We start from the raw sequence: 19,468 nt of genomic DNA, 5'->3' as shown, positions 1-19,468 counted from the left end.
CTTGCGCGGCGTCTGCTGGCCTGGGTCCATAACTGATAGAAGAGCGCGAACATGAACCGTTACCCGGTCTGGAAGTACGCGATCCTGGTGATCGTCCTGCTGGTGGGGGTGCTCTACACCCTGCCCAATTTCTTCGGTGAGGCGCCTGCGGTGCAGGTTTCCTCGGCCAAGTCCACCGTCAAGGTGGACACGGCCACGCTGCAGCGGGTCGAGACCGCGCTGCAGGCGGCCGGCGTCAACGCCGATCAGGTCGTGCTCGAAGGCAACTCGGTGCGCGCGCGCTTCGACACGCCCGACACCCAGCTCAAGGCCAAGGACGCCATCCAGCGCGCCCTGGTCACCGACGCAAACGATCCTTCCTACATCGTGGCGCTGAACCTGGTCTCGCGCTCGCCCGCGTGGCTGACGGCGCTGCACGCGCGCCCCATGTACCTGGGGCTGGACCTGCGCGGCGGCGTGCACTTCATGCTGCAGGTGGACATGGCCGCGGCCCTGACCAAGAAGGCCGAATCGCTGGCCGGTGATCTGCGCACCACGCTGCGCGACAAGAACATCCGCCACGGAGGCATCACCCGCGACGGCGATGCGGTGGACATCCGCGTGCGCGACGACGCCACGCTGACGGCCGTGCGCAACTTGATCGCCGACCAGTTCGCCGACCTGCAGACCACCAGCTCGCCCGACGGCGACGGCTTCCGCCTGCGCGCCACCATCAAGCCCGAGGCCGTGCGCCGCGTGCAGGAGCAGGCGCTCAAGCAGAACATGGTCACGCTGCACAACCGGATCAACGAACTCGGCGTGGCCGAGCCGGTGATCCAGCAGCAGGGCCTGGACCGCATCATCGTGCAACTGCCCGGCGTGCAGGACACGGCCAAGGCCAAGGACATCCTGGGCCGCACCGCGACGCTGGAAGTGCGCATGGTGGACGAGGGCTCCGACGCCCGCTCCGCGGAGATGGGCTCCGGCCCCGTGCCCTTCGGCTCCGAGAAGTACCTCGACCGCAACGGCCAGGCCATCATCGTCAAGAAGCAGGTCATCCTGACCGGCGACAACCTGACCGACGCGCAGCCCGGCTTCGACAGCCAGACCCAGGAGCCCACCGTCAACCTGACGCTGGACGCCAAGGGCTCGCGCATCTTCCGCGACATCACCCGCGACAACATCGGCAAGCGCATGGCCATCGTGCTCTTCGAAAAGGGCAAGGGCGAGGTCGTCACGGCACCCGTGATCCGCAGCGAGATCGGCGGCGGCCGCGTGCAGATCTCCGGCCGCATGAGCACCGCCGAAGCCAATGACACCGCGCTGCTGCTGCGCGCCGGCTCGCTGGCCGCGCCCATGGAGATCATCGAGGAATACACCATCGGCCCGAGCCTGGGCGAGGACAACATCCAGCGCGGCATCCACAGCGTGGTCTGGGGCTTCGTCGCCATCTCGGTGTTCATGTGCATCTACTACGCGCTGTTCGGCGTGATCTCCTCCATCGCACTGTCGGTGAACGTGCTGCTGTTGCTGGCCATCCTGTCCATGCTGCAGGCCACGCTGACCCTGCCCGGCATCGCCGCCATGGCGCTGGCGCTGGGCGTGGCCATCGACTCCAACGTGCTGATCAACGAGCGCATCCGCGAGGAGCTGCGCGCGGGCGTTTCGCCTCAGGCGGCCATCCACGCGGGCTATGAGCGCGCCTGGGCGACCATCTTGGACTCCAACGTCACCACGCTGATCGCGGGCCTGGCGCTGCTGGCCTTCGGCTCCGGCCCGGTGCGCGGCTTCGCCGTCGTGCATTGCATCGGCATCCTGACCAGCATGTTCTCGGCCGTGTTCTTCTCGCGCGGCCTGGTCAACCTCTGGTATGGCCGCAAGAAGAAGCTCAAGAGCGTGTCCATCGGCCAGGTCTGGAAACCCGAGAGCGCTGCCACGCGCCCGGTGGCCGGCAAGAACCAATAAAGGGAGCGGATCATGGAATTTTTCCGCATCAAGAAAGACATCCCGTTCATGAAGTACGCGTTGGTCCTCAACGCGGTGTCCTTCATCACCTTCGCGCTCGCGGTGTTCTTCCTGCTCACGCGCGGGCTGCACCTGTCGGTCGAATTCACGGGCGGCACGGTCATGGAGGTGGCCTACACCCAGACCGCCGACATCGGCAAGGTGCGCGACACCGTCGCCGGCCTGGGCTATGCCGACGTGGTCGTGCAGAACTTCGGCACCTCGCGCGACGTGATGATCCGCCTGCCGGTGCAAAAGGGCGTGACCTCGGCTCAGCAGAGCGAGCAGGTGCTGGGCGCGCTCAAGGCATCCGACCCTGGCGTGACGTTGCGCCGCACCGAGTTCGTCGGCCCCCAGGTGGGCGAGGAACTGGTCCACGGCGGCCTGATGGCCCTGGGCGTGGTGGTGCTGGGCATCGTGATCTATCTGGCCTTCCGCTTCGAATGGAAGTTCGGCGTGGCCGCGGTGATCGCCAACCTGCACGACGTGGTGATCATCCTGGGCTTCTTCGCCTTCTTCCAGTGGGAGTTCTCGCTGGCCGTGCTGGCGGGCGTGCTCGCGGTGCTGGGCTACTCGGTGAACGAATCGGTGGTGATCTTCGACCGGATCCGCGAGGCCTTCCGCAAGTACCGCAAGATGGACACGCGCGAGGTCATCGACCACGCCATCACCAGCACCATGAGCCGCACCATCATTACCCACGCCTCCACCGAGGCGGTGGTGCTCTCCATGTTCTTCTTTGGGGGCCCCAGCCTGCACTACTTCGCGCTGGCGCTGACCATCGGCATCCTGTTCGGCATCTATTCGTCGGTGTTCGTGGCCGCGGCCATCGCCATGTGGCTGGGTGTCAAGCGCGAGGACCTGGTCAAGGCGCCGGCCCGCAAGGAAGGCGATCCCAACGATCCCAACGCAGGGGCCACCGTCTGAAGATTCGGCGCGGCCGCCGGGTCGGCGGCCGCGTACCCAGGCACCGGCCCGGCAAAGAGGGCTCTCGGCGTCAAAGGGTGTCGGTTTGCCCCTACGGCAGGCGCCGAGGGTGCCGCTAAGATCCTGCAACCATGCAAAGCGCAGCCTCCCCGTCATCCCCTTCCCACCGCCGGCTCGGCCGTGTCGTGCGGCACCGGTTCGTGGAAGGGCTGTGCGCGGGCCTGCCAGCGCTGGATGCGCAGTTGCACGAATACCTGCTCGAACTGACGGGCAAGACGGCCACCCAGCGGGAGATGCAGGCCTGGCGTGACGCCTTCACGCGCTACCAGCAATACCGCCATACCTGGATCGAGGGCCTGGCCCTCGCCTGGCGCAGCAGCCTAGCGCCGGTGGTCAATACCGCACGCAGCGCGCTGTCTGGGTCTTTCGACGGCTTCGAGCTGCTGAGCGACGACGTGGTCGAGAGCAAGATCGTCGCATCCCGCCTGGCCCTCACGGTGGCCGAGCAGTCCGATCTCGCCTATGAGGGGCTGCGACAGCGCATGCTTCAGCTCGATGGCATGGAGCTGGAAAGCGGCGATGTGCTTCGGCCCGAGGCCCTGTGCCTCATGCTGGTGGATCAATGGGTGCATGCGGGCCTGCCACGCGCCGACCTGCAGTTGCCCCTGGACACTTTGCAGCGAGAACTCTCCCGGCTGGTCGAGGCGCAGTACCAGCAGGCGATAACGCTGTTGGAGGCGCAGGGTGTGCAGGCGATGAATGACCTGCGCTCCCGGGTGCGCCGCACCAGCGGTAGCGCGGGCGTGCCCAAGGGCTTTGCAAACTCCAGCCGGGGCCAGGGCCCGGGGCGTGGTCCCGGGGGCTCCGCCGGCCAGGGGCAGCAGGCCTTCCCGCAGCCGGGAGCCGCCTGGAGCGGCGATGAGGCAGAGCACGACGGCACCGCGCCGGCCACGCCCATGGGGCGGGCGCGCATGCGGGCGCAGGGCGTGATGGGGCAGCTGTGGCGCCTGCTGGGTCAAACCGGCGGGGGCTTCGCCTCCGACGGCCCCGTGCCGGACACCGGGGCGGGCTCTGCCCCGGCACCTGTCGCTGCACCGTCTTCGGCGTTGGCTCAGGCGCTGGCGGCTCAGCGTGTGCAGGCCGATAGCTTCTATGTCAGCGGTTTGGCCAGCATGGTCGAGGACTACAGCCCGGCGTCGATCATGCAACTGGCCGGCCAGTTGCGCGATCGGGCCGCCGAGCTCAAGGAGAAGGCTTCCAACCCGAGCGAGAAGGCCGTCATCGAGGTCGTGGCGCTGATGTTTCAGAGCATCCTGAGCGAAGACCGCATTCCGCCCTCGGTGCGTGTGTGGTTCGCCCGCCTGCAGGTGCCGGTGCTGCGCGTGGCACTGGCCGAGCCCAAGTTCTTCGGAGACATGAATCACCCCGCGCGCCTGCTCATCGACCGCATGGGCGCGGTGGTGCTGGGCTTCGATCCGTCGGTCATTGGTGGCAGTGCCATCGAACGAGAGATCCGCCGCGTGGTGCAAGTGATCGAGCAATATCCGGAAACCGGGCAGCGCGTCTTCCAGCTGGTTTACGACGAATTCGAGAAATTCCTCGCCGGCTTCCTCACCGAGCGTTCCGATACGGCGCGCCTGGTGACGGTGGCGCAGCAGGTGGAGCAGCGCGAGACCCTTGCCATCCAGTACACCATCGAGCTGCGTTCCCTGCTCAAGGACATGCCGGTGCGCGACGAGATCCGCGAATTCCTCTTCAAGACCTGGGCCGAGGTGCTGGCCCTGTCTGCCGTGCGTGACGGCCCGAGGCACGCGGAAACCACCGCGCTCAAGCGCACGGCCGCCGACCTGGTCTGGGCTGCCAGCGCCAAGCCCAATCGCACCGACCGGGCGCAGGTCATCCAGAGCCTGCCGGCGTTGCTGCAGCGCGTGCGCCAGGGCCTGGCGCTGGTGGGCGTCCACGATGCCGCCCAGGACGCGCAGATGAAGGTGCTGACCGACACGCTGGCCGACGCCTTCCTGTCCAAGACCGCGGCCATTCCGCAGGCCCACATCGACGCCCTGGTGCAGCGGCTGGATCGGCTGGAGGACTATCTGTCCGAGGACATGTTGGGCGACATGCCGCTCAATGCCGACAGCATCGAGATGCTGCTGGGCATCGACGCCTCCTCGATCCACGTGGTGGCAGACAACGATGTTCCCGTGTCGGCCGAGGCGCTGGCAGCGGCGCAGGAGCTGCTGCCGGGCCAGTGGTTCACCCTGGACCACAACGGCTCCTCCTCGCAGGTGCAATATGCCTGGCGTAGCGAGCGCCGGCAGCTGCACCTGTTCGCTGCGCCTGATGGCCGCAACTATCTTATCCAGCTGCGCCGCCTGGGCGCCTACCTGCAGGCGGGGCTGCTGGTGGCGCAGGACGAAGAGGGCATCACCACCCGGGCCACGCGCGATGCGTTGGCCAAGATCGGCGCCAACCCGGAGCGCCTGCTGGGCTGAGCCGGGCCCGCAACGGCGCAACTCACTGTTTCGGAATGCCCGCCCGCTGGATCACGGCGGACCAGCGCTGCACTTCGCTTGCCAGCAAGGCCGCCAGTTGCTCGGGCGTGCTGCCGCGCGCCTGTACGCCGAATCCCTGCAGGGTCTGCTTCAGATCGGGTGCGGCCAGGGCCTTCTGCACCTCGGCGTTGAGCCGGGCGATGAGCTCGAGCGGCGTGCGTGCGGGTGCTGCCAGCGCGTTCCACGAGGCCACGTCCAGGCCCCGGCCGGCGGCATCGCTTTCGGCCACCGTGGGCGTGTTCGGCAGCGCGGGGGCGCGGCGGGCGCCCAGCACGGCCAGCGCGCGCAGGGCGCCGCCCGTGACCTGGGCCATCACCGGCGCGAGGATCTCCACCGCCGCATCCACCTGTCCGCCGCGCAGCGCCGTCACCACAGCGGGTGTCCCGTTGAAGGGCACGACCTGCACGTCGATGCCCAGCATGCTCTTGAGCAGCTCGGCCGCCAGATGCTGGGTGCTGCCGGTGTTGATGGTGGCGATGTTGAGCTGACCGGGATGGGCGCGTGCGTGCGCAATCAACGCCTGCATCGACGCGAACCGGCTGCCCGCGGGTACCAGCACGGCCAGATCGAAATAGCCCAGCGTGGAGATGGGCGCGAAGTCCTTGAGCGTGTCATAGGGCAGGGTGGCGAAGAGGCCGGCACTCACGGCCGTGCCATTGGACATCAGCAGCAGCGTGTGGCCGTCGGGTGCGGCCTTGGCCACGGCGTCGGCCGCCACGATGCCGCCGGCGCCCGGCTTGTTGTCCACCACGATGCTCTGGCCCATCGAGGCGGCCATCTTCTGCGCCACGCTGCGCACCGTGAGGTCGGCCACGCCGCCCGGGCTGAAGGGCACGACGATGCGGATGGGGCGGGAGGACAGCGCACCCTGCGCCCGTGCCAGGGTGGAAAGGGGGGCCGTGCCCAGCGCCATCAGCGCGGCAGCCAGTTGTCTTCTCTGCATGCGGAATGTCTCCTCTCGCTCGCCGCCCTGCGGGGCGAGCGGCGGGGAGCCACTATGCCCGCTGCCGTCCGGTATGGCGAGAGGGCTGCGCGGTCTGGCTGCTATGCCGTGCCGGCATGAGCCGGATGGACAGCAGGGCGCCTGTGCGTCAGGCCTCGTCGTCCCAGCCGCCTTGGTCTCCGGCGTCGCCTTCGGAGGCGTCGTCCGCCGCGCTGCCCAGCACGCGGCGCACCGTGTCGCCGCCGAAGCCGCGCGCGACGAGGAAGCGGGTCTGCCGCACGCGCTCCTGCAGGCTGGCAGGCGGGCTGCCGAAACGGCGGCGCCAGACCTCGCGGGCACGCTCGAACTCGGTGTCCTTCAGGCGCTCGGCCGTGGCGCGCACGAGCGCGTCGTCCAGCCCTTTGCTGCGCAGCTCCTGCACCACGCGCTGGGTGCCCAGGCGGGCAGCGCGGCGGTTCACCACCGATTCGGCTACGCGCTCGGCGTTGATGAAATCCTTGGCCTCCAGCTCGTCGAGCACGGCGGCGAGGTCATCGCCCTCCTGCACGTGGCGCGCCAGCTTGGTCTGCAGCTCGCTGCGCGAATGCTCGCGCTGCGCCAGCAGGCGCAGGGCGCGGCCCTTGAGGGAGAGGCTGGCGAAACCCATGGTGGATGTGGCGGATGCTATCGAAATGGAAGCGCCAGGCGCCCGTTCGCAGGGCGCCTGGCGCTGTTGGGGCCCCCAAGCCCGTCGCCCGTCGCCGGGCGGGCTGCTGTTGGGCTGCGGCTTACTTCTCGGCCTTGGCGGCCTTTTCGGTCTTGCCCGCGCCTTCGGCCGGTGCGCCTCCGGGCAGCAGGGCGATGCCCAGACCTTCGCGGACCTTGTTCTCGATCTCGATGGCGAGGTCGGCGTTCTCGCGCAGGAATTCACGCGCGTTGTCGCGGCCCTGGCCGATCTTCTCGCCGTTGTAGGCGTACCAGGCGCCGCTCTTTTCGATGATGCGCGCTTCCACGCCCATGTCGATGATCTCGCCTTCGCGGCTGATGCCTTCGCCGAAGAGGATGTCGAACTCGGCCGTCTTGAAGGGCGGGCTCACCTTGTTCTTCACCACCTTGACCTTGGTTTCGTTGCCGATGGCTTCGTCGCCCTTCTTGATGGTGCCGGTGCGGCGGATGTCCAGGCGCACGGAGGCGTAGAACTTCAGCGCGTTGCCGCCCGTCGTGGTTTCGGGGCTGCCGAACATCACGCCGATCTTCATGCGGATCTGGTTGATGAAGATGACCATGCAGTTGGTCTTCTTGATCGTGGCGGTGAGCTTGCGCAGCGCCTGGCTCATCAGCCGGGCCTGCAGGCCCGGCAGGGCGTCGCCCATCTCGCCTTCGATTTCAGCCTTGGGCGTGAGCGCGGCGACCGAGTCCACCACGATCAGATCGACGGCACCGGAGCGCACCAGGCTGTCCACGATCTCCAGGGCCTGTTCGCCGGTGTCGGGCTGGCTGATGAGCAGGTCGGAGAGCTGCACGCCCAGCTTCTGGGCGTATTGCACGTCGAGCGCATGTTCGGCATCGACGAAGGCGCACTGGCCGCCCAGCTTCTGCATCTGCGCGATCACCTGCAGCGTGAGCGTCGTCTTGCCCGAGCTTTCCGGGCCGTAGATCTCGACCACGCGGCCGCGCGGCAGACCGCCCACGCCCAGGGCCACGTCCAGGCCCAGCGAGCCGGTGGAGACGACCTGGATGTCTTCGATCACCTCGCCTTCGCCCAGGCGCATGATCGTGCCCTTGCCGAACTGCTTCTCGATCTGGGCCAGCGCGGCCTGCAGGGCCTTGGCCTTTTCGGCGTTGACGGGTTGGGCGGGGTTGGGGTTCTTGACGGCGACGTCCATGGAAAACTCCTTGAGAAACGGTGAGGTGCGGGGTTCCAGGACTGTCTGCTGTTAAGCACAGGCTGGATGCTTGAACAGTAGTGTAGGGGTGGTGTATCTGCTCTGCAATGCATCAAATGGTCAGTTTGCCTGACAATATCCGGATGGTTTCCACCGACCCTGCAAATCCTTCGCCCGCCGACTTGCGCGACGACGCCTGGCGCCTCACCCACCTGGGCCGGCTGCTGGGCCACGCCATGCGCCGCTTCGATGCGCGCGTGCTGGAGCTGATGGCGCACGACGTGCAGGTGCCGCTGGCGCTTTCCAACCTCGCCGCGCGCGAGCAGGTCAGCGCGGCGCACATCCACATCACGCGGCACCTTTCGCTGCAGGGCGACCGGCTGACCGACCTGGCCGCGCGGGCGGGCATGGCCAAGCAGTCCATGGCGGCGCTGGTGGAGCAGTGCGAGGCCTGGGGCCTGGTGGTGCGCGAGCCCGATCCGCTGGATGCGCGCGCACGGCGCGTGCGTTTCACGGCCACGGGGCGGGCCTGGCTGCAGGCCTTCCAGCGCGCGGTGGCGCGGGCCGAGGTGGAGTTCCGAGACGCCGTGGGCGCCGAGGTGGCGGCCGTGGTCGCGCTGGGCCTGGAGGCCTATGCCGGCGGCGACGGCAGCGCGGCGTGAACGCCCCCGTGCGGCCGGCCCGCTCCTAGAATCGCTGCACGCCCCCCGCTGTGCCCCACAGAAGAATCCAGGAGACATTCCCATGCGCATCCTCATCGCCGAAGACGACCAGGTGTTGGCCGATGGACTGCTGCGCACGCTGCGCGGCTCCGGCGCGGCGGTGGACCATGTGGCGAGCGGCGCCGAGGCCGACGCCGCGCTCATGGCTAACAGCGAATTCGATCTGCTCATCCTCGATCTGGGCCTGCCGCGCCTGCACGGGCTGGAGGTGCTCAAGCGCCTGCGCGGCCGGGGATCGGCCATGCCGGTGCTGATCCTCACCGCCGCCGACAGCGTGGACGAGCGCGTCAAAGGCCTGGACTTCGGCGCCGACGACTACATGGCCAAGCCGTTCTCGCTGCAGGAGCTGGAAGCGCGCGTGCGTGCACTGACGCGGCGCGGCATGGGCGGCACCACCAGCGTCATCCGCCACGGCCCGCTGGTCTATGACCAGGCCGGCCGCGTGGCCACCATCGACGGGCGCATGGTGGAGCTGTCGGCGCGCGAGCTGGGCCTGCTGGAGGTGCTGCTGCAGCGCGCAGGCCGCCTGGTCAGCAAGGAGCAGCTGGTCGAGCGCCTCTGCGAATGGGGCGAAGAGGTGAGCAACAACGCCATCGAGGTCTATATCCACCGCCTGCGCAAGAAGATCGAGCGCGGCCCGATCCGCATCGCCACCGTGCGCGGGCTGGGCTACTGCCTCGAGAAGGTGGCGGCACCCGCCGATCGGCCGGCCGCCTGATGCGCGAAGTAGCGCATTTGCTATGTTTTCAATAGCTATATGCGCTTGATCCACCTGCGCCAGGGCGCTATTTGCTTCAAGTATTTGCGGCGTGCGCCATGAAGATCTTCCAGCGTGAACAGCGCTCCCTTTTCGGCGAGATCCTCGACTGGATGCTCACGCCGCTGCTGCTGCTGTGGCCCGTCAGCCTGGCGCTGACCTGGCTGGTGGCGCAGGGCCTGGCCAACAAGCCGTTCGACCGGGCGCTGGAATACAACGCCCACGCGCTCGCGCAGCTGGTCACCGTGCAGGGCGAGCGCGTGCAGTTCAACCTGCCGCAGCCGGCCAGCGAGATCCTGCGCGCCGACGAATCCGACATCGTCTATTACCAGGTGCTGGCGCCGGACGGCAGCTTTCTTTCTGGCGAGCGCGGACTGCCCCCGCCGCCCGACGACGAGAAGCCCTTTTCCGCCGAGGTGCGGCTGCGCGATGCGGAGCTGCGCGGCATTGACATCCGCATCGCCTATCTGTGGGTGCGCGTGCCGCTGCCGGGCGCGCCCGCCGCGCTGGTGCAGGTGGCCGAAACGCGCGAGAAGCGCAGCATGCTGGCGACCGAAATCATCAAGGGCGTGATGCTGCCGCAGTTCGCCATCCTGCCGCTGGCGGTGCTGCTGGTATGGCTGGCGCTGGCGCGCGGCATCAAGCCGCTCTCGCAGCTCGAAGAGCGCATCCGTGCGCGCAAGCTGGACGACCTCTCGCCGCTCGACCACAAGGCCGTACCCATGGAAGTCGCGCCGCTGGTGGATTCGGTCAACGACCTGCTGCGGCGGCTCAACGAATCCATCGCCACGCAAAAGCGCTTTCTCGCCGATGCGGCGCACCAGCTCAAGACGCCGCTGGCCGGGCTGCGCATGCAGGCCGACCTGGCCCAGCGCGAGGGCTCCGACACCGAAGCGCTGCGCCGCTCGCTGCAGCAGATTGGCCGCAGCAGCATGCGCGCGACGCACACCGTCAACCAGCTGCTGGCGCTGGCCCGCGCCGAAGGCGGCGGCGTGCTGGTGCGCCAGCCGGTGGACCTGGCGCGGCTGGTCATCGAGGTGGTGCGCGACTGCGTGCCGCGCGCGTTGGACCGCCACATCGACCTGGGCTACGAAGGCGAGCAGCCTGGTGCGCCCGGCGTCTGGGTGGAGGGCAACGCCACGCTGCTCAAGGAACTCGCTCGCAATCTGCTGGACAACGCCATGAACTACACGCCCTCCAGTGCCGAACATCCCGGCGTGGTCACGGCGCGCGTACTGGCCGACACCTTCGGCCATGTGGTGCTGATCCAGATCGAGGATTCCGGCCCCGGCGTGCCCGATGCCGAGCGCGAACTGATCTTCCAGCCCTTTTACCGGGCGCTCGGTACCGAAGCCGATGGCTCCGGGCTGGGCCTGCCCATCGTCTTGGAGATTGCGCGCCAGCACGGCGCCAGCGTGCAGCTGGACGATGCCCATCCGGGGCAGTTGCCGCCCGGCGCACGGTTCACCGTGCGCTTCACGGGGCGCTCGCCCGCGCATTGAACTCGCAGCAGACAAGAAAAAACCCGCTCCGTAGGGCGCGGGTTTCAGGTCGGACTCTGGCGGTGCCGCACCGCACGGGTGCGGTCGGCTCGGCCGGGCTACGACCGATTATTCCGCCGTACCGGCGGTCGGCCAGGTGCGGGTTTCATAGACCGATGCGTAGGTGCTGGGCTCGCCGCCCAGGCGACGGACTTCAGCCACGAATTCCGGGCCGCTGCGCAGGCGCTGGTACTCGGCCAGGCGTTGGGGGTACATCGGGTCATTGGCGGCAGAGCCTTCACCCACCTGGTAGCTGCCCAGGCCGGCACGTTGCCACAGGTTCCAGTCAGCCATCACTTCTGCAGTGGTCACCGGGCGGTTCGTAACCGAGACGATGGGTGCAGGCGCGGGGCCGGCCCAGACTTCCTGCGACACGGTCGCGCTGCCCATGGGGCCTGCGACGGCTGCGCCGGTAGCGGCGAAAGCCAGGGTGGCGGCGGCGATGAGTTGCTTGCGGTTCATGTTGTTCCTTTCGAATGACACGTGAGAGGGATGCAGTGAAAGGAAAAGAGGGTGTTGCCAGCGGGTTTGCCGCGGCAGCTTCTTTCGCTGCAGGGACTTCAGTGTCGCGCTCGGTCGGGGACCGCACGTGTACGAAAACGCAGGTATTCGTGTCAGGTCCCATCCGACGGACGTGTGCTCCCATGCGCTCGCCGCTGTGGGCTTTCTGCCGGTTCTCCCTCTGAAAACCGCATGCAGACAGCAGCGCCGCCGGCGCGGCCCTGGCGATGTCGCTCAAGGCCGCGCCGGCGGCGCCATGGATGGCACACAGGCTATTTCCACTCTGTTTCTTACAGCGGCTTACCGCGCTTGCACTCCGAAGGCAATGCCCGCGCGCGCCGCTGCGTTTCAGTTCACGCTGTGCTGCGCTGCGGCACCGGCCGTGCTCACGCTGCCGCCCAGGCGCTGCACTTCAGCCACGTATTCAGGGCCGCTGCGCAGGCGTTGGTAGGTGGCCAGGCGCTGGGCATACATGGGGTTGGTCACGTCGCTGTATTCGCCCGAGTTGATCGAGCCCAGGCCGGCGCGGTTCCACAGATTCAGGTCGGCTTGCACTTCTGCACGCGAGAGCGGGGCGCCCTGGGCGACGGGCTGAGCGCCGAACCACTCTTCCTGCGACGTGGTGGCTGCGGATGCGGAGCCCGCGAAAGCGGCGGCGGCAACGGCGGCGATGGCGATCAGGTGCTGGGTATGGCGGTTCATGAGAGTTCTTCCTTCTAGGTCTGCTGCAGTGGCGGGATTGCCGGCTGCATGGGAGGAAGTTTGGGGTTTTCCCGTATCTTTGTATGTGCCTAAACGCACAATTTTTCTTCAATTGGTTCGATGGATGAATGCTTAGCCTGCCGGTGGCCACTGTAGCGCGGGGTGCGGCACGTGCAGCACGTCGAGCGGCTGCGAGCGCCCGCGCACCGCCGCCGGCAGGGGATGGCCCAGCGAGTCCGCCACGCCGGCCAGGCAGGCCGCTTCCAGCGACAGCACCAGGCGAGAGCCGGCCTGCTTGGAATGGTCCTGCAGCCGGCTGGCGGTGTTCACCACCTCGCCCACGGCGCTGAACGTAGTGGTGTCGCCCCAGCCCACGCGTCCCAGCGCGACCCGGCCCGCATGCAGGCCCATGCCGAAGTCCAGCGCATGGCCGAACTGCGCGGCGAAGCTCTCCGCGTTCCAGGCGTCCATGCGCTGCTCGACGAGCGCGGCGGCCTGCACCGCTTGCCGGCAGGCCGTGGGCAGGTCGGTGCGCAGGCCGAAGATCGCCATCACGCTGTCGCCGATGAACTGGTTGGCCAGGCCGCCGCTGGCCTGCACCGCCGCGCCGACATGGGCGAAATACTGGTCCAGCACCCAGGCCAGGTCGAACGGTCACTGCCGCTCGGCCAGGCCCGACCAGCGGCGCAGGTCCACGAACAGGATAGCCACCGGCCGCTCCTCGTAGGCCGCCGGCGAAGCGAGCGGCGCCGCAGCGGCGTCGGCCCCGTCGGCGCCTTGGGCGCGAAAGAGCGGCGTCACGGCGGCATCGCCCTGCGGCCGCAGTTGGCAGGCCAGCCGCACGTCCGGCGGCGCCTGCACGCGCGCGAGGGTCTGGCGCTCGTCGCGCCCCGGCGGGGGCAAGGCGCCGGGAGCGGCCTGCACGCGCACGCGGCAGGTGGAGCAGCGCGCCCGTCCGCCGCAGCGCGAGAGATGGGCGATGCCGTGCTCGCGGCTGGCCTCCAGCACGGTGAAGCCGCGCGGCACCTGCACCGTGCGGTCCGGGTAGCGCAGCGTGACGGTGCGGCCGGCCTGGCAGTGCCGGCGGCGCGCGGCGCTCCAGCCCCAGCGCAGCGCCGGCAGTGCGGCCAGGGCCAGCAGCCAGCCCAGGCGCAACTGTTCGGCGAGGGCGCGGGCGGCGGCAGCGCCGGCTTCCGTCGGGGCGGGCGCAGTGGGCAGGCCCCGCCATTGCAGCTCGCGTGCCATCGCCACCACGCCCAGCGCGGCGAGCACCGGCAGCAGCACCGCGCCGGCGAGCAGCAGCGGCTGCCAGCGTTGCCATCCGGCCCGGCTGCGCAGCGCCAGGTGCAGGCCCAGACAGCCGTGCGCCCAGGTCGCGGCCAGCAGCAGCCATTGCAGGCTCAGACCCCCGGGCGTCCAGATGGCGCGCACCACACGCGCATAGCTGGGCTCCACGCCGAGCCAGTCGTCCGTCCAGCGCGTGCCCACCGCGTGCGCGGCCAGCAGCAGCGGCAACGCCAGGCCCAGCGCCAGCCGCGCGGCCTCGATGGCGGGCATGCGCAGGCTGCGGCGCTGCCAGATCGCGACGCAGGCCATGGCCAGGTGGGTAGCGAAGGCGCCGTAGAGCAGCGCCGTGCCCGGCACCGTCGCCCAGGCGCCGTGCAGACTGCGGCGCAGGGCCTCGGCGGCGTCCAGCGACACCAGCCCCGCCGCATGGTTGGCCAGGTGCAGCGCCACATACGTCCAGAGCACCAGGCCGCTGGTCCAGCGCAGATTGCGCGCGGTGGGCCAGGCGGGGCGATGGGCTGGGGTGGGCGGTGTGGGCATGTGGCGAGCAGGGCTGTAGCGCCGGGCGGCTGCGCGCGCGGCGGGGGCTGAGCATAATCCGCGCCCCGTCCTTCCTAGCAGCGCCCCGTTCCATGCATGACTCCGCCCCCGCACGCTCCAGCCTGGCCCTGCGCCGCATCGCGCTCTTCGAGGGGCTGGGCGATGCCTGCCTGGACCGCATCGCCGCGGCCTGCGACTGGCGCATGCTGGAGGCGCGCCGCCCCCTGTTCACGCGTGCGTCCGTGGGCGGCGAGGTGTATTTCCTCGTCTCCGGCCGGGCCCGCATCACAACGTACTCGGCCAACGGGCGCGAGGTGGCCTTCCGCGACTGCGATGCCGGCGCGCATTTCGGTGACCTGTCGGCGCTGGACGGGCAGCCGCGTTCGGCCGATGTGGTGACGCTTGAGCCTTCGCTGCTCGCCTGCATGGCGCCGCAGGCCTTCGTGGCGCTGCTGGAGCGAGAGCCCGCGCTGGCCATGCGGATGATGCGCAACCTGACGCTGCTGGTGCGGCGCCTGACGGAGCGGGTGATCGACCTCAGCACGCTGGGCGTGCACACGCGGCTGCACACCGAGCTGCTGCGCATGGCGCACGAGGCCGGCGTTGCCGATGACCACAGCGCGCTCATCGACCCCATGCCGCCGCACGTGGCCCTGGCTGGCCGGATCAGCACCAACCGCGAGCAGGTCACGCGCGAGCTGGGCGCGCTGACGCGGCGCGGCGTGCTAAAGAAAGAAGGCGCGCACGCGGTGCGGATCACCGATGTGCGCGCCCTGGAAGCGCTGGTCGCCGCCGTGCGCGGCGACTGACGGCCCGTGGTGCGGCTCTGCGAGCCGCGCCTATTTGTCGTGGTGCAGGTAGCTCGCCTGCTTGGGCAGCATCAGGCTGACCAGGAAGGCGATGGCCAGCATGCCGGTCACATACCAGTAGAAGTACGACTCGTGGCCCAGCGACTTCAGGCCCAGGGCCACGTACTCGGCGCTGCCGCCGAAGATCGCGTTGCCCACCGCGTACGACAGGCCCACGCCCAGCGCGCGCACTTCGGGCGGGAACATCTCGGCCTTCACCACGCCGCTGATCGAGGTGTAGAAGCTCACCACCGCCAGCGCCAGCGTGATGAGCACGCCGGCCACCAGCGGGCTGCCCACCTGCTGCAGCTGGCTCATCACCGGCACCGTCATCAGCGCGCCCAGGGCGCCGAAGAGCAGCATGTTGTTGCGCCGGCCGATGCGGTCGGAGAGCGCGCCGAAGAGCGGCTGCATGCACATGTAGAGGAACAGGCACGCGGTCATCACGTTGCTGGCCGTCTTGATCGACATGCCGGCCGAGTTGACCAGGTACTTCTGCATGTAGGTGGTGAAGGTGTAGAAGACCAGCGAGCCGCCGGCCGTGTAGCCCAGCACCACGAAGAACGCGCGCTTGTGGTGGGCGAACAGATGGCGCAGCGTGCCCGCGCCCTGCGTGGCGCGGTGCTGCTTGCTGGCCGTCTCGGTCAGCGTGCGGCGCAGCGCCAGGGCGACCACGGCCGCGACCGCGCCCAGCACGAAGGGAATGCGCCAGCCCCAGCGCTTGAGCTCGGCGTCGTCCAGCGCCTGCTGCAGCAGCACCACCACCAGCACGGCCAGCAGCTGGCCGCCGATGAGCGTGACGTACTGGAACGACGAGAAGAAGCCGCGCTGGCCGCGCATGGCGACTTCGCTCATGTAGGTGGCCGTGGTGCCGTACTCGCCGCCCACCGACAGGCCCTGCAGCAGCCGTGCGGCCAGCAGCAGCGCGGGCGCGGCGGCGCCGATCTGCGCATAGGTGGGCAGGCAGGCGATGATCAGCGAGCCCGCGCACATCATGGTGACCGACACCACCATCGAGGTCTTGCGGCCCTTGCGGTCGGCCAGGCGGCCGAACAGCCAGCCGCCCACCGGCCGCATCAGGAAGCCGGCCGCGAACACGCCGGCCGTATTGAGCAGCTGCACCGTGGGGTCGGACTTGGGGAAGAACGCCGGCGCGAAGTAGATCGCGCAGAAGGCATAGACGTAGAAGTCGAACCACTCCACCAGGTTGCCGGACGAGGCGGCGAAGATGGCGAAGATGCGCTTTTTCTTTTCCTCGAAGGTGTAGGGCGTGTGGTCGGTCGTATCGGCGGGCGCCGTGGCAGTGCTCATGGATGCGGTCCTTGTCTCGGTCTCTCGGGGCCTGGGCCGCGCAGGGGCAGCCCGTGCGCCGAGTCTGCGCGGTGCGCTCGCGCATGTCGTCCGTAGCCGCCCGCAGGGCGCCTGCGTAGCGATACGCAAGGGTTAATACCGAGATCCCGGGCGCAGGTCCCCTCGCGCAGTCCGCCCGCTACAGCCCGTGCTCGCGCAGGAAGCGGTCGAGCTGGTGGCTGTTGGCCAGGCCCAGCTTGGCGAAGGCGTGGGCGCGGTGCGTTTCCACCGTGCGCTGCTCCAGCGGGGCGAGTTCCTGCGCGATCTGCTTGTTGGGCTTGCCTTCGGCCACCAGCCGGGCGACCTGCATCTCGCGCGGGGTGAGCTTGTCCCACAGCGCCTGGGCGGCGCGCCGGGCCTGCTGGCGTGCGGCGAGCTCGCCGGCGCGGCGCAGCGCGCGGCCGATGGTCTCCAGCAGCCGCTCGTCGTTGCAGGGCTTTTCCAGCCAGTCGAAGGCGCCCTGCTGCACGGCGGCCACGGCCATGGGAATGTCGCCGTGGCCCGAGAGGAAGACCACCACCAGCGGGCTGTCCTGCGCGCGCAGCGCGTCGAACACCTGCAGCCCGCTCATGCCGCCCAGGCGCAGGTCGAGGATGGCGCAGCCGGGGCGCTGCAGGTCGGCGCCGGCAAGGAAGTCCTCGCCCGAGGCGAAGGTCTGCACCGCATGGCCGCGCGAGAGCAGCAGCAGGCCCAGCGAGCGGCGCACGGCCTCGTCGTCATCGACCACGCAGAGGTTGTTGGCGAGGGCTGCCGTCGCGGCGGGGGTGTTGGCGTTGTTCACGGCGATGCGATCTCCAGCTCGAGGGTGAAGGTGGTGCCCCCGCCAGGGCGGGCGGCGAAGCCCAGGCGGCCCCGGTGGGCCTCCACGATGGTGCGGCAGATGTTCAGGCCCAGGCCCAGGCCGGCGGGCTTGGTGGTGAAGAAGGGCGCGAAGACACGCTCGGTGAGCGCCGCGTCGATGCCCGCGCCCCGGTCAGCCACGCGGATGTGCATGCGCCCGTCCTGCACCTGGGCGCCGATCTCCACCACGCGCTCTTCGGGCGGCGTGGCCTCCATGGCCTGCAGGCTGTTGGAGACGAGGTTGAGCAGCACCTGTTCCAGCAGCACGCGGTCGCCGCGCACGGGCGGCAAGCCGGCGGGCGCCTGGACCATGGCGCGCGCCTGGCGCTGGCGCATCTCGCCGCGCAGCAGCGCCAGCGCGTTGGCGATGAGGGCGGGCACGGCGCAGTCCTCGGTGCCGGGGGTGTGCTGGCGCACGAAGCCGCGGATGCGGCGCACGATCTCGGCGCTGCGCTGAGCCTGCGCCATGGTCTCGTCCAGGCTGCTGGCCAGCAGCGCCTGGTTGCCCTGCTGCGCGAAAGCCTTGGCGGCGCTGGCGAAGCTGCTGAGCGCCATCAGCGGCTGGTTGAGCTCGTGCGCCAGGGTGGAGGCCATCTCGCCCAGGCTGGCCAGGCGCTGCGCGTGCTGCAGCTGCTCGTCGTTCTGGCGCTGGCGTTGCTCGGCACGCTTTTGCTCGGTGATGTCCACGACCGAGCTCATCCAGCCCGCGTGCGTGCCGTCGGCGCGCACCAGCGGCGCGGTGTAGACCATGGTGATGACTTCGTGTCCGTCGCGGTGCCTGAGACGTGATTCGAAGCCCGTGCGCGCGGGCTCGCCGCGGATCATGGCCTCGTAGCGCTGCCAGTGCTGAGGCACGTCGTCCGGGTGCCAGTAGGGGTAGGGCGGCAGCCGGCCCAGCAGCTCTTCGGCGGCATGGCCCGTCATGGCGCAGAAGGCGGGGTTGACGTAGGTGATGCGGCCTTCGGCGTCGCGCGCGCGCATGCCCACCAGCAGCGAATCCTCCATCGCCTTACGGAAGGCGTGGGCTTCGTCGAGCGCCTGGGTGCGCTCGCGCACGCGCCGCTCCAGGTCCTGCCGGGCATCGCGCTGCTCGGCGAAGCGGCGCTCGCGCAGCCGCCAGTAGAGGCCTCCCAGCAGCAGCACGGCGGCCACCAGCAGGCCCAGCATCCAGGCGCGCTGGGCGGCCTGCGCCACCTCGGTGTCGTCGGACGTCACCGTGAGCGTCCAGCCCAGGTCGGGCAGGGCTTCGTCCACGGCCAGCAGGCGGCGGGGCCGGCCGTCGATACGCGTGTGCAGCAGGTAGTAGCCGGGCTGGCCCGCTTCGCGCTCCACGCGCCAGGGCACGGTGGCCAGCTCGCTGCGCGCGCCGTACTGCTGCTCGTGCCGGATGCGCTCGCGCTCGGCCGGCGGCAGGGCGCGGGTGGTGCGGTAGAGCCATTCGGGTACCGAGCTGAGGAACACCACGCCGCTCGCGTCCGAGAGCGCGATGGGCGCGCGCACGAAGGCCCAGGCCTGCTGCTGCGGCTGCAGGCTGAGCTTGACGGCGACCACGCCCAGCACGGCGCCGCTGCCCTCGGCGCGCACCGGCGCGGAGAGAAAGAGGCCCGGCTCGCCCGTGGTCTGCCCCACGCCGTAGAACATGCCGTTCTGGCCGTCGCGCGCTTCGGTGAAGTAGGGCCGGTTGGCGTAGGACTCGCCCACGAAGCTCTGCGGCGTGTCCCAGTTGCTGGCGGCCAGGGTCATGCCGTCGGGGCCGATGAGGTAGAGCGCATCGGAGCCCGCCTCGCGGTTGACCTGGGCGATGTAGCGGTTCGCGCGGGCCAGCGCGGCGGCGTCGTGCGGGCGCGCCAGCGCGGCGCGCAGGTCGGGGTGCAGGCCGGCCGTGAAGGGCAGGTAGCGGTACTTGCCGGCCGCATCGCGCAGGGCCAGCGCATGCACTTCCATCGCCCGGCGGATGGTGTCGGCCTGCAGGCGCGCCTCGCGGCGCTCGGCCCACTGCGCGGCCAGGCCGATCAGCAGCAGTGCCAGGGCCAGGGCGGCGGCCCAGGCCAGCGTAGCGCGGCGGCGCGGGGCACGGCTTGCGGGATCGAGGGATGGCGCAGGCACCATG

The 19,468-nt window shown here is 69.7% G+C and carries 17 protein-coding genes; 7 read left to right on the top strand and 10 right to left on the bottom strand.

The annotated features are described in order from the left end of the window. The first annotated feature begins 51 nt into the window (after positions 1 to 51). The 3 genes from secD to AC3A84_RS11690 all read left to right on the top strand — a co-directional run bounded on the left by secD (position 52) and on the right by AC3A84_RS11690 (position 5,402). Positions 52 to 1,944: a protein translocase subunit SecD gene (secD, locus tag AC3A84_RS11700; RefSeq protein WP_487969793.1), complete on the top strand. Its 1,893-nt coding sequence runs from the start codon at positions 52 to 54 to the stop codon at positions 1,942 to 1,944. A 12-nt stretch (positions 1,945 to 1,956) separates the two neighbouring features. Further along, positions 1,957 to 2,910, top strand: coding sequence for a protein translocase subunit SecF (gene secF, locus AC3A84_RS11695; protein ID WP_487969792.1), 954 nt, complete (start codon positions 1,957 to 1,959; stop codon positions 2,908 to 2,910). A gap of 131 nt (positions 2,911 to 3,041) precedes the next feature. Continuing rightward, positions 3,042 to 5,402, top strand: a complete 2,361-nt coding sequence (locus tag AC3A84_RS11690) for a DUF1631 family protein (RefSeq protein ID WP_487969791.1) — start codon at positions 3,042 to 3,044, stop codon at positions 5,400 to 5,402. A gap of 22 nt (positions 5,403 to 5,424) precedes the next feature. Here AC3A84_RS11690 and AC3A84_RS11685 read toward each other — a convergent pair whose 3' ends face one another. From AC3A84_RS11685 to recA, 3 genes are all read right to left on the bottom strand, one after another. Next, the gene (locus AC3A84_RS11685) at positions 5,425 to 6,405 is read right to left on the bottom strand and encodes a tripartite tricarboxylate transporter substrate-binding protein (protein WP_487969790.1); all 981 of its coding nucleotides are present in this window, start codon (positions 6,403 to 6,405) and stop codon (positions 5,425 to 5,427) included. Between the two features lie 148 nt (positions 6,406 to 6,553). Next, entirely contained in the window at positions 6,554 to 7,051 is a 498-nt protein-coding gene (gene recX, locus AC3A84_RS11680; protein ID WP_487969789.1) for a recombination regulator RecX, read from the bottom strand. A 121-nt stretch (positions 7,052 to 7,172) separates the two neighbouring features. Next, the gene (gene recA, locus AC3A84_RS11675) at positions 7,173 to 8,270 is read right to left on the bottom strand and encodes a recombinase RecA (RefSeq protein ID WP_487969788.1); all 1,098 of its coding nucleotides are present in this window, start codon (positions 8,268 to 8,270) and stop codon (positions 7,173 to 7,175) included. 143 nt (positions 8,271 to 8,413) lie between these two features. Here recA and AC3A84_RS11670 point away from each other — a divergent pair, with 143 nt between their 5' ends. The 3 genes from AC3A84_RS11670 (at position 8,414) to AC3A84_RS11660 (ending at position 11,251) form a co-directional block, all read left to right on the top strand. Further along, positions 8,414 to 8,932, top strand: coding sequence for a MarR family winged helix-turn-helix transcriptional regulator (locus AC3A84_RS11670; RefSeq protein ID WP_487969787.1), 519 nt, complete (start codon positions 8,414 to 8,416; stop codon positions 8,930 to 8,932). Positions 8,933 to 9,014: 82 nt separating this feature from the next. Beyond that, the gene (locus AC3A84_RS11665; RefSeq protein WP_487969786.1) at positions 9,015 to 9,710 is read left to right on the top strand and encodes a response regulator; all 696 of its coding nucleotides are present in this window, start codon (positions 9,015 to 9,017) and stop codon (positions 9,708 to 9,710) included. Between the two features lie 98 nt (positions 9,711 to 9,808). After that, complete coding sequence (locus AC3A84_RS11660) at positions 9,809 to 11,251, top strand: sensor histidine kinase N-terminal domain-containing protein (RefSeq protein ID WP_487969785.1); 1,443 nt, start codon at positions 9,809 to 9,811, stop codon at positions 11,249 to 11,251. 108 nt (positions 11,252 to 11,359) lie between these two features. Here the strand turns inward: AC3A84_RS11660 and AC3A84_RS11655 are convergent, their stop codons facing one another. The 4 genes from AC3A84_RS11655 to AC3A84_RS11640 all read right to left on the bottom strand — a co-directional run bounded on the left by AC3A84_RS11655 (position 11,360) and on the right by AC3A84_RS11640 (position 14,320). Next, complete coding sequence (locus AC3A84_RS11655) at positions 11,360 to 11,752, bottom strand: DUF4148 domain-containing protein (protein WP_487969784.1); 393 nt, start codon at positions 11,750 to 11,752, stop codon at positions 11,360 to 11,362. 387 nt (positions 11,753 to 12,139) lie between these two features. Further along, entirely contained in the window at positions 12,140 to 12,493 is a 354-nt protein-coding gene (locus tag AC3A84_RS11650) for a DUF4148 domain-containing protein (protein ID WP_487969783.1), read from the bottom strand. Positions 12,494 to 12,625: 132 nt separating this feature from the next. Continuing rightward, positions 12,626 to 13,129, bottom strand: coding sequence for an adenylate/guanylate cyclase domain-containing protein (locus AC3A84_RS11645; RefSeq protein ID WP_487969782.1), 504 nt, complete (start codon positions 13,127 to 13,129; stop codon positions 12,626 to 12,628). A gap of 18 nt (positions 13,130 to 13,147) precedes the next feature. Continuing rightward, a complete protein-coding gene (locus AC3A84_RS11640) occupies positions 13,148 to 14,320 on the bottom strand; it encodes a 2Fe-2S iron-sulfur cluster-binding protein (protein WP_487969781.1) in 1,173 nt (390 codons plus the stop codon). A gap of 92 nt (positions 14,321 to 14,412) precedes the next feature. On the opposite strand from AC3A84_RS11640, the gene AC3A84_RS11635 reads away from it, so the two are divergent. Further along, a complete protein-coding gene (locus tag AC3A84_RS11635; RefSeq protein WP_487969780.1) occupies positions 14,413 to 15,129 on the top strand; it encodes a Crp/Fnr family transcriptional regulator in 717 nt (238 codons plus the stop codon). Between the two features lie 30 nt (positions 15,130 to 15,159). Here the strand turns inward: AC3A84_RS11635 and AC3A84_RS11630 are convergent, their stop codons facing one another. The 3 genes from AC3A84_RS11630 to AC3A84_RS11620 all read right to left on the bottom strand — a co-directional run bounded on the left by AC3A84_RS11630 (position 15,160) and on the right by AC3A84_RS11620 (position 19,467). Beyond that, positions 15,160 to 16,479 carry an MFS family transporter gene (locus tag AC3A84_RS11630; protein WP_487969779.1) on the bottom strand — a complete coding sequence of 440 codons (1,320 nt, stop codon included), beginning with the start codon at positions 16,477 to 16,479 and terminating at the stop codon, positions 15,160 to 15,162. Between the two features lie 178 nt (positions 16,480 to 16,657). After that, the gene (locus tag AC3A84_RS11625; RefSeq protein ID WP_487969778.1) at positions 16,658 to 17,299 is read right to left on the bottom strand and encodes a response regulator transcription factor; all 642 of its coding nucleotides are present in this window, start codon (positions 17,297 to 17,299) and stop codon (positions 16,658 to 16,660) included. Further along, entirely contained in the window at positions 17,296 to 19,467 is a 2,172-nt protein-coding gene (locus tag AC3A84_RS11620; protein WP_487969777.1) for a PAS domain S-box protein, read from the bottom strand. The genes AC3A84_RS11625 and AC3A84_RS11620 overlap by 4 nt, the downstream gene beginning before the upstream one ends. Position 19,468: the final 1 nt, after the last annotated feature.

This window comes from Paracidovorax sp. (assembly GCF_057642795.1).
This window is presented reverse-complemented; position numbering and strand designations above follow the sequence as displayed.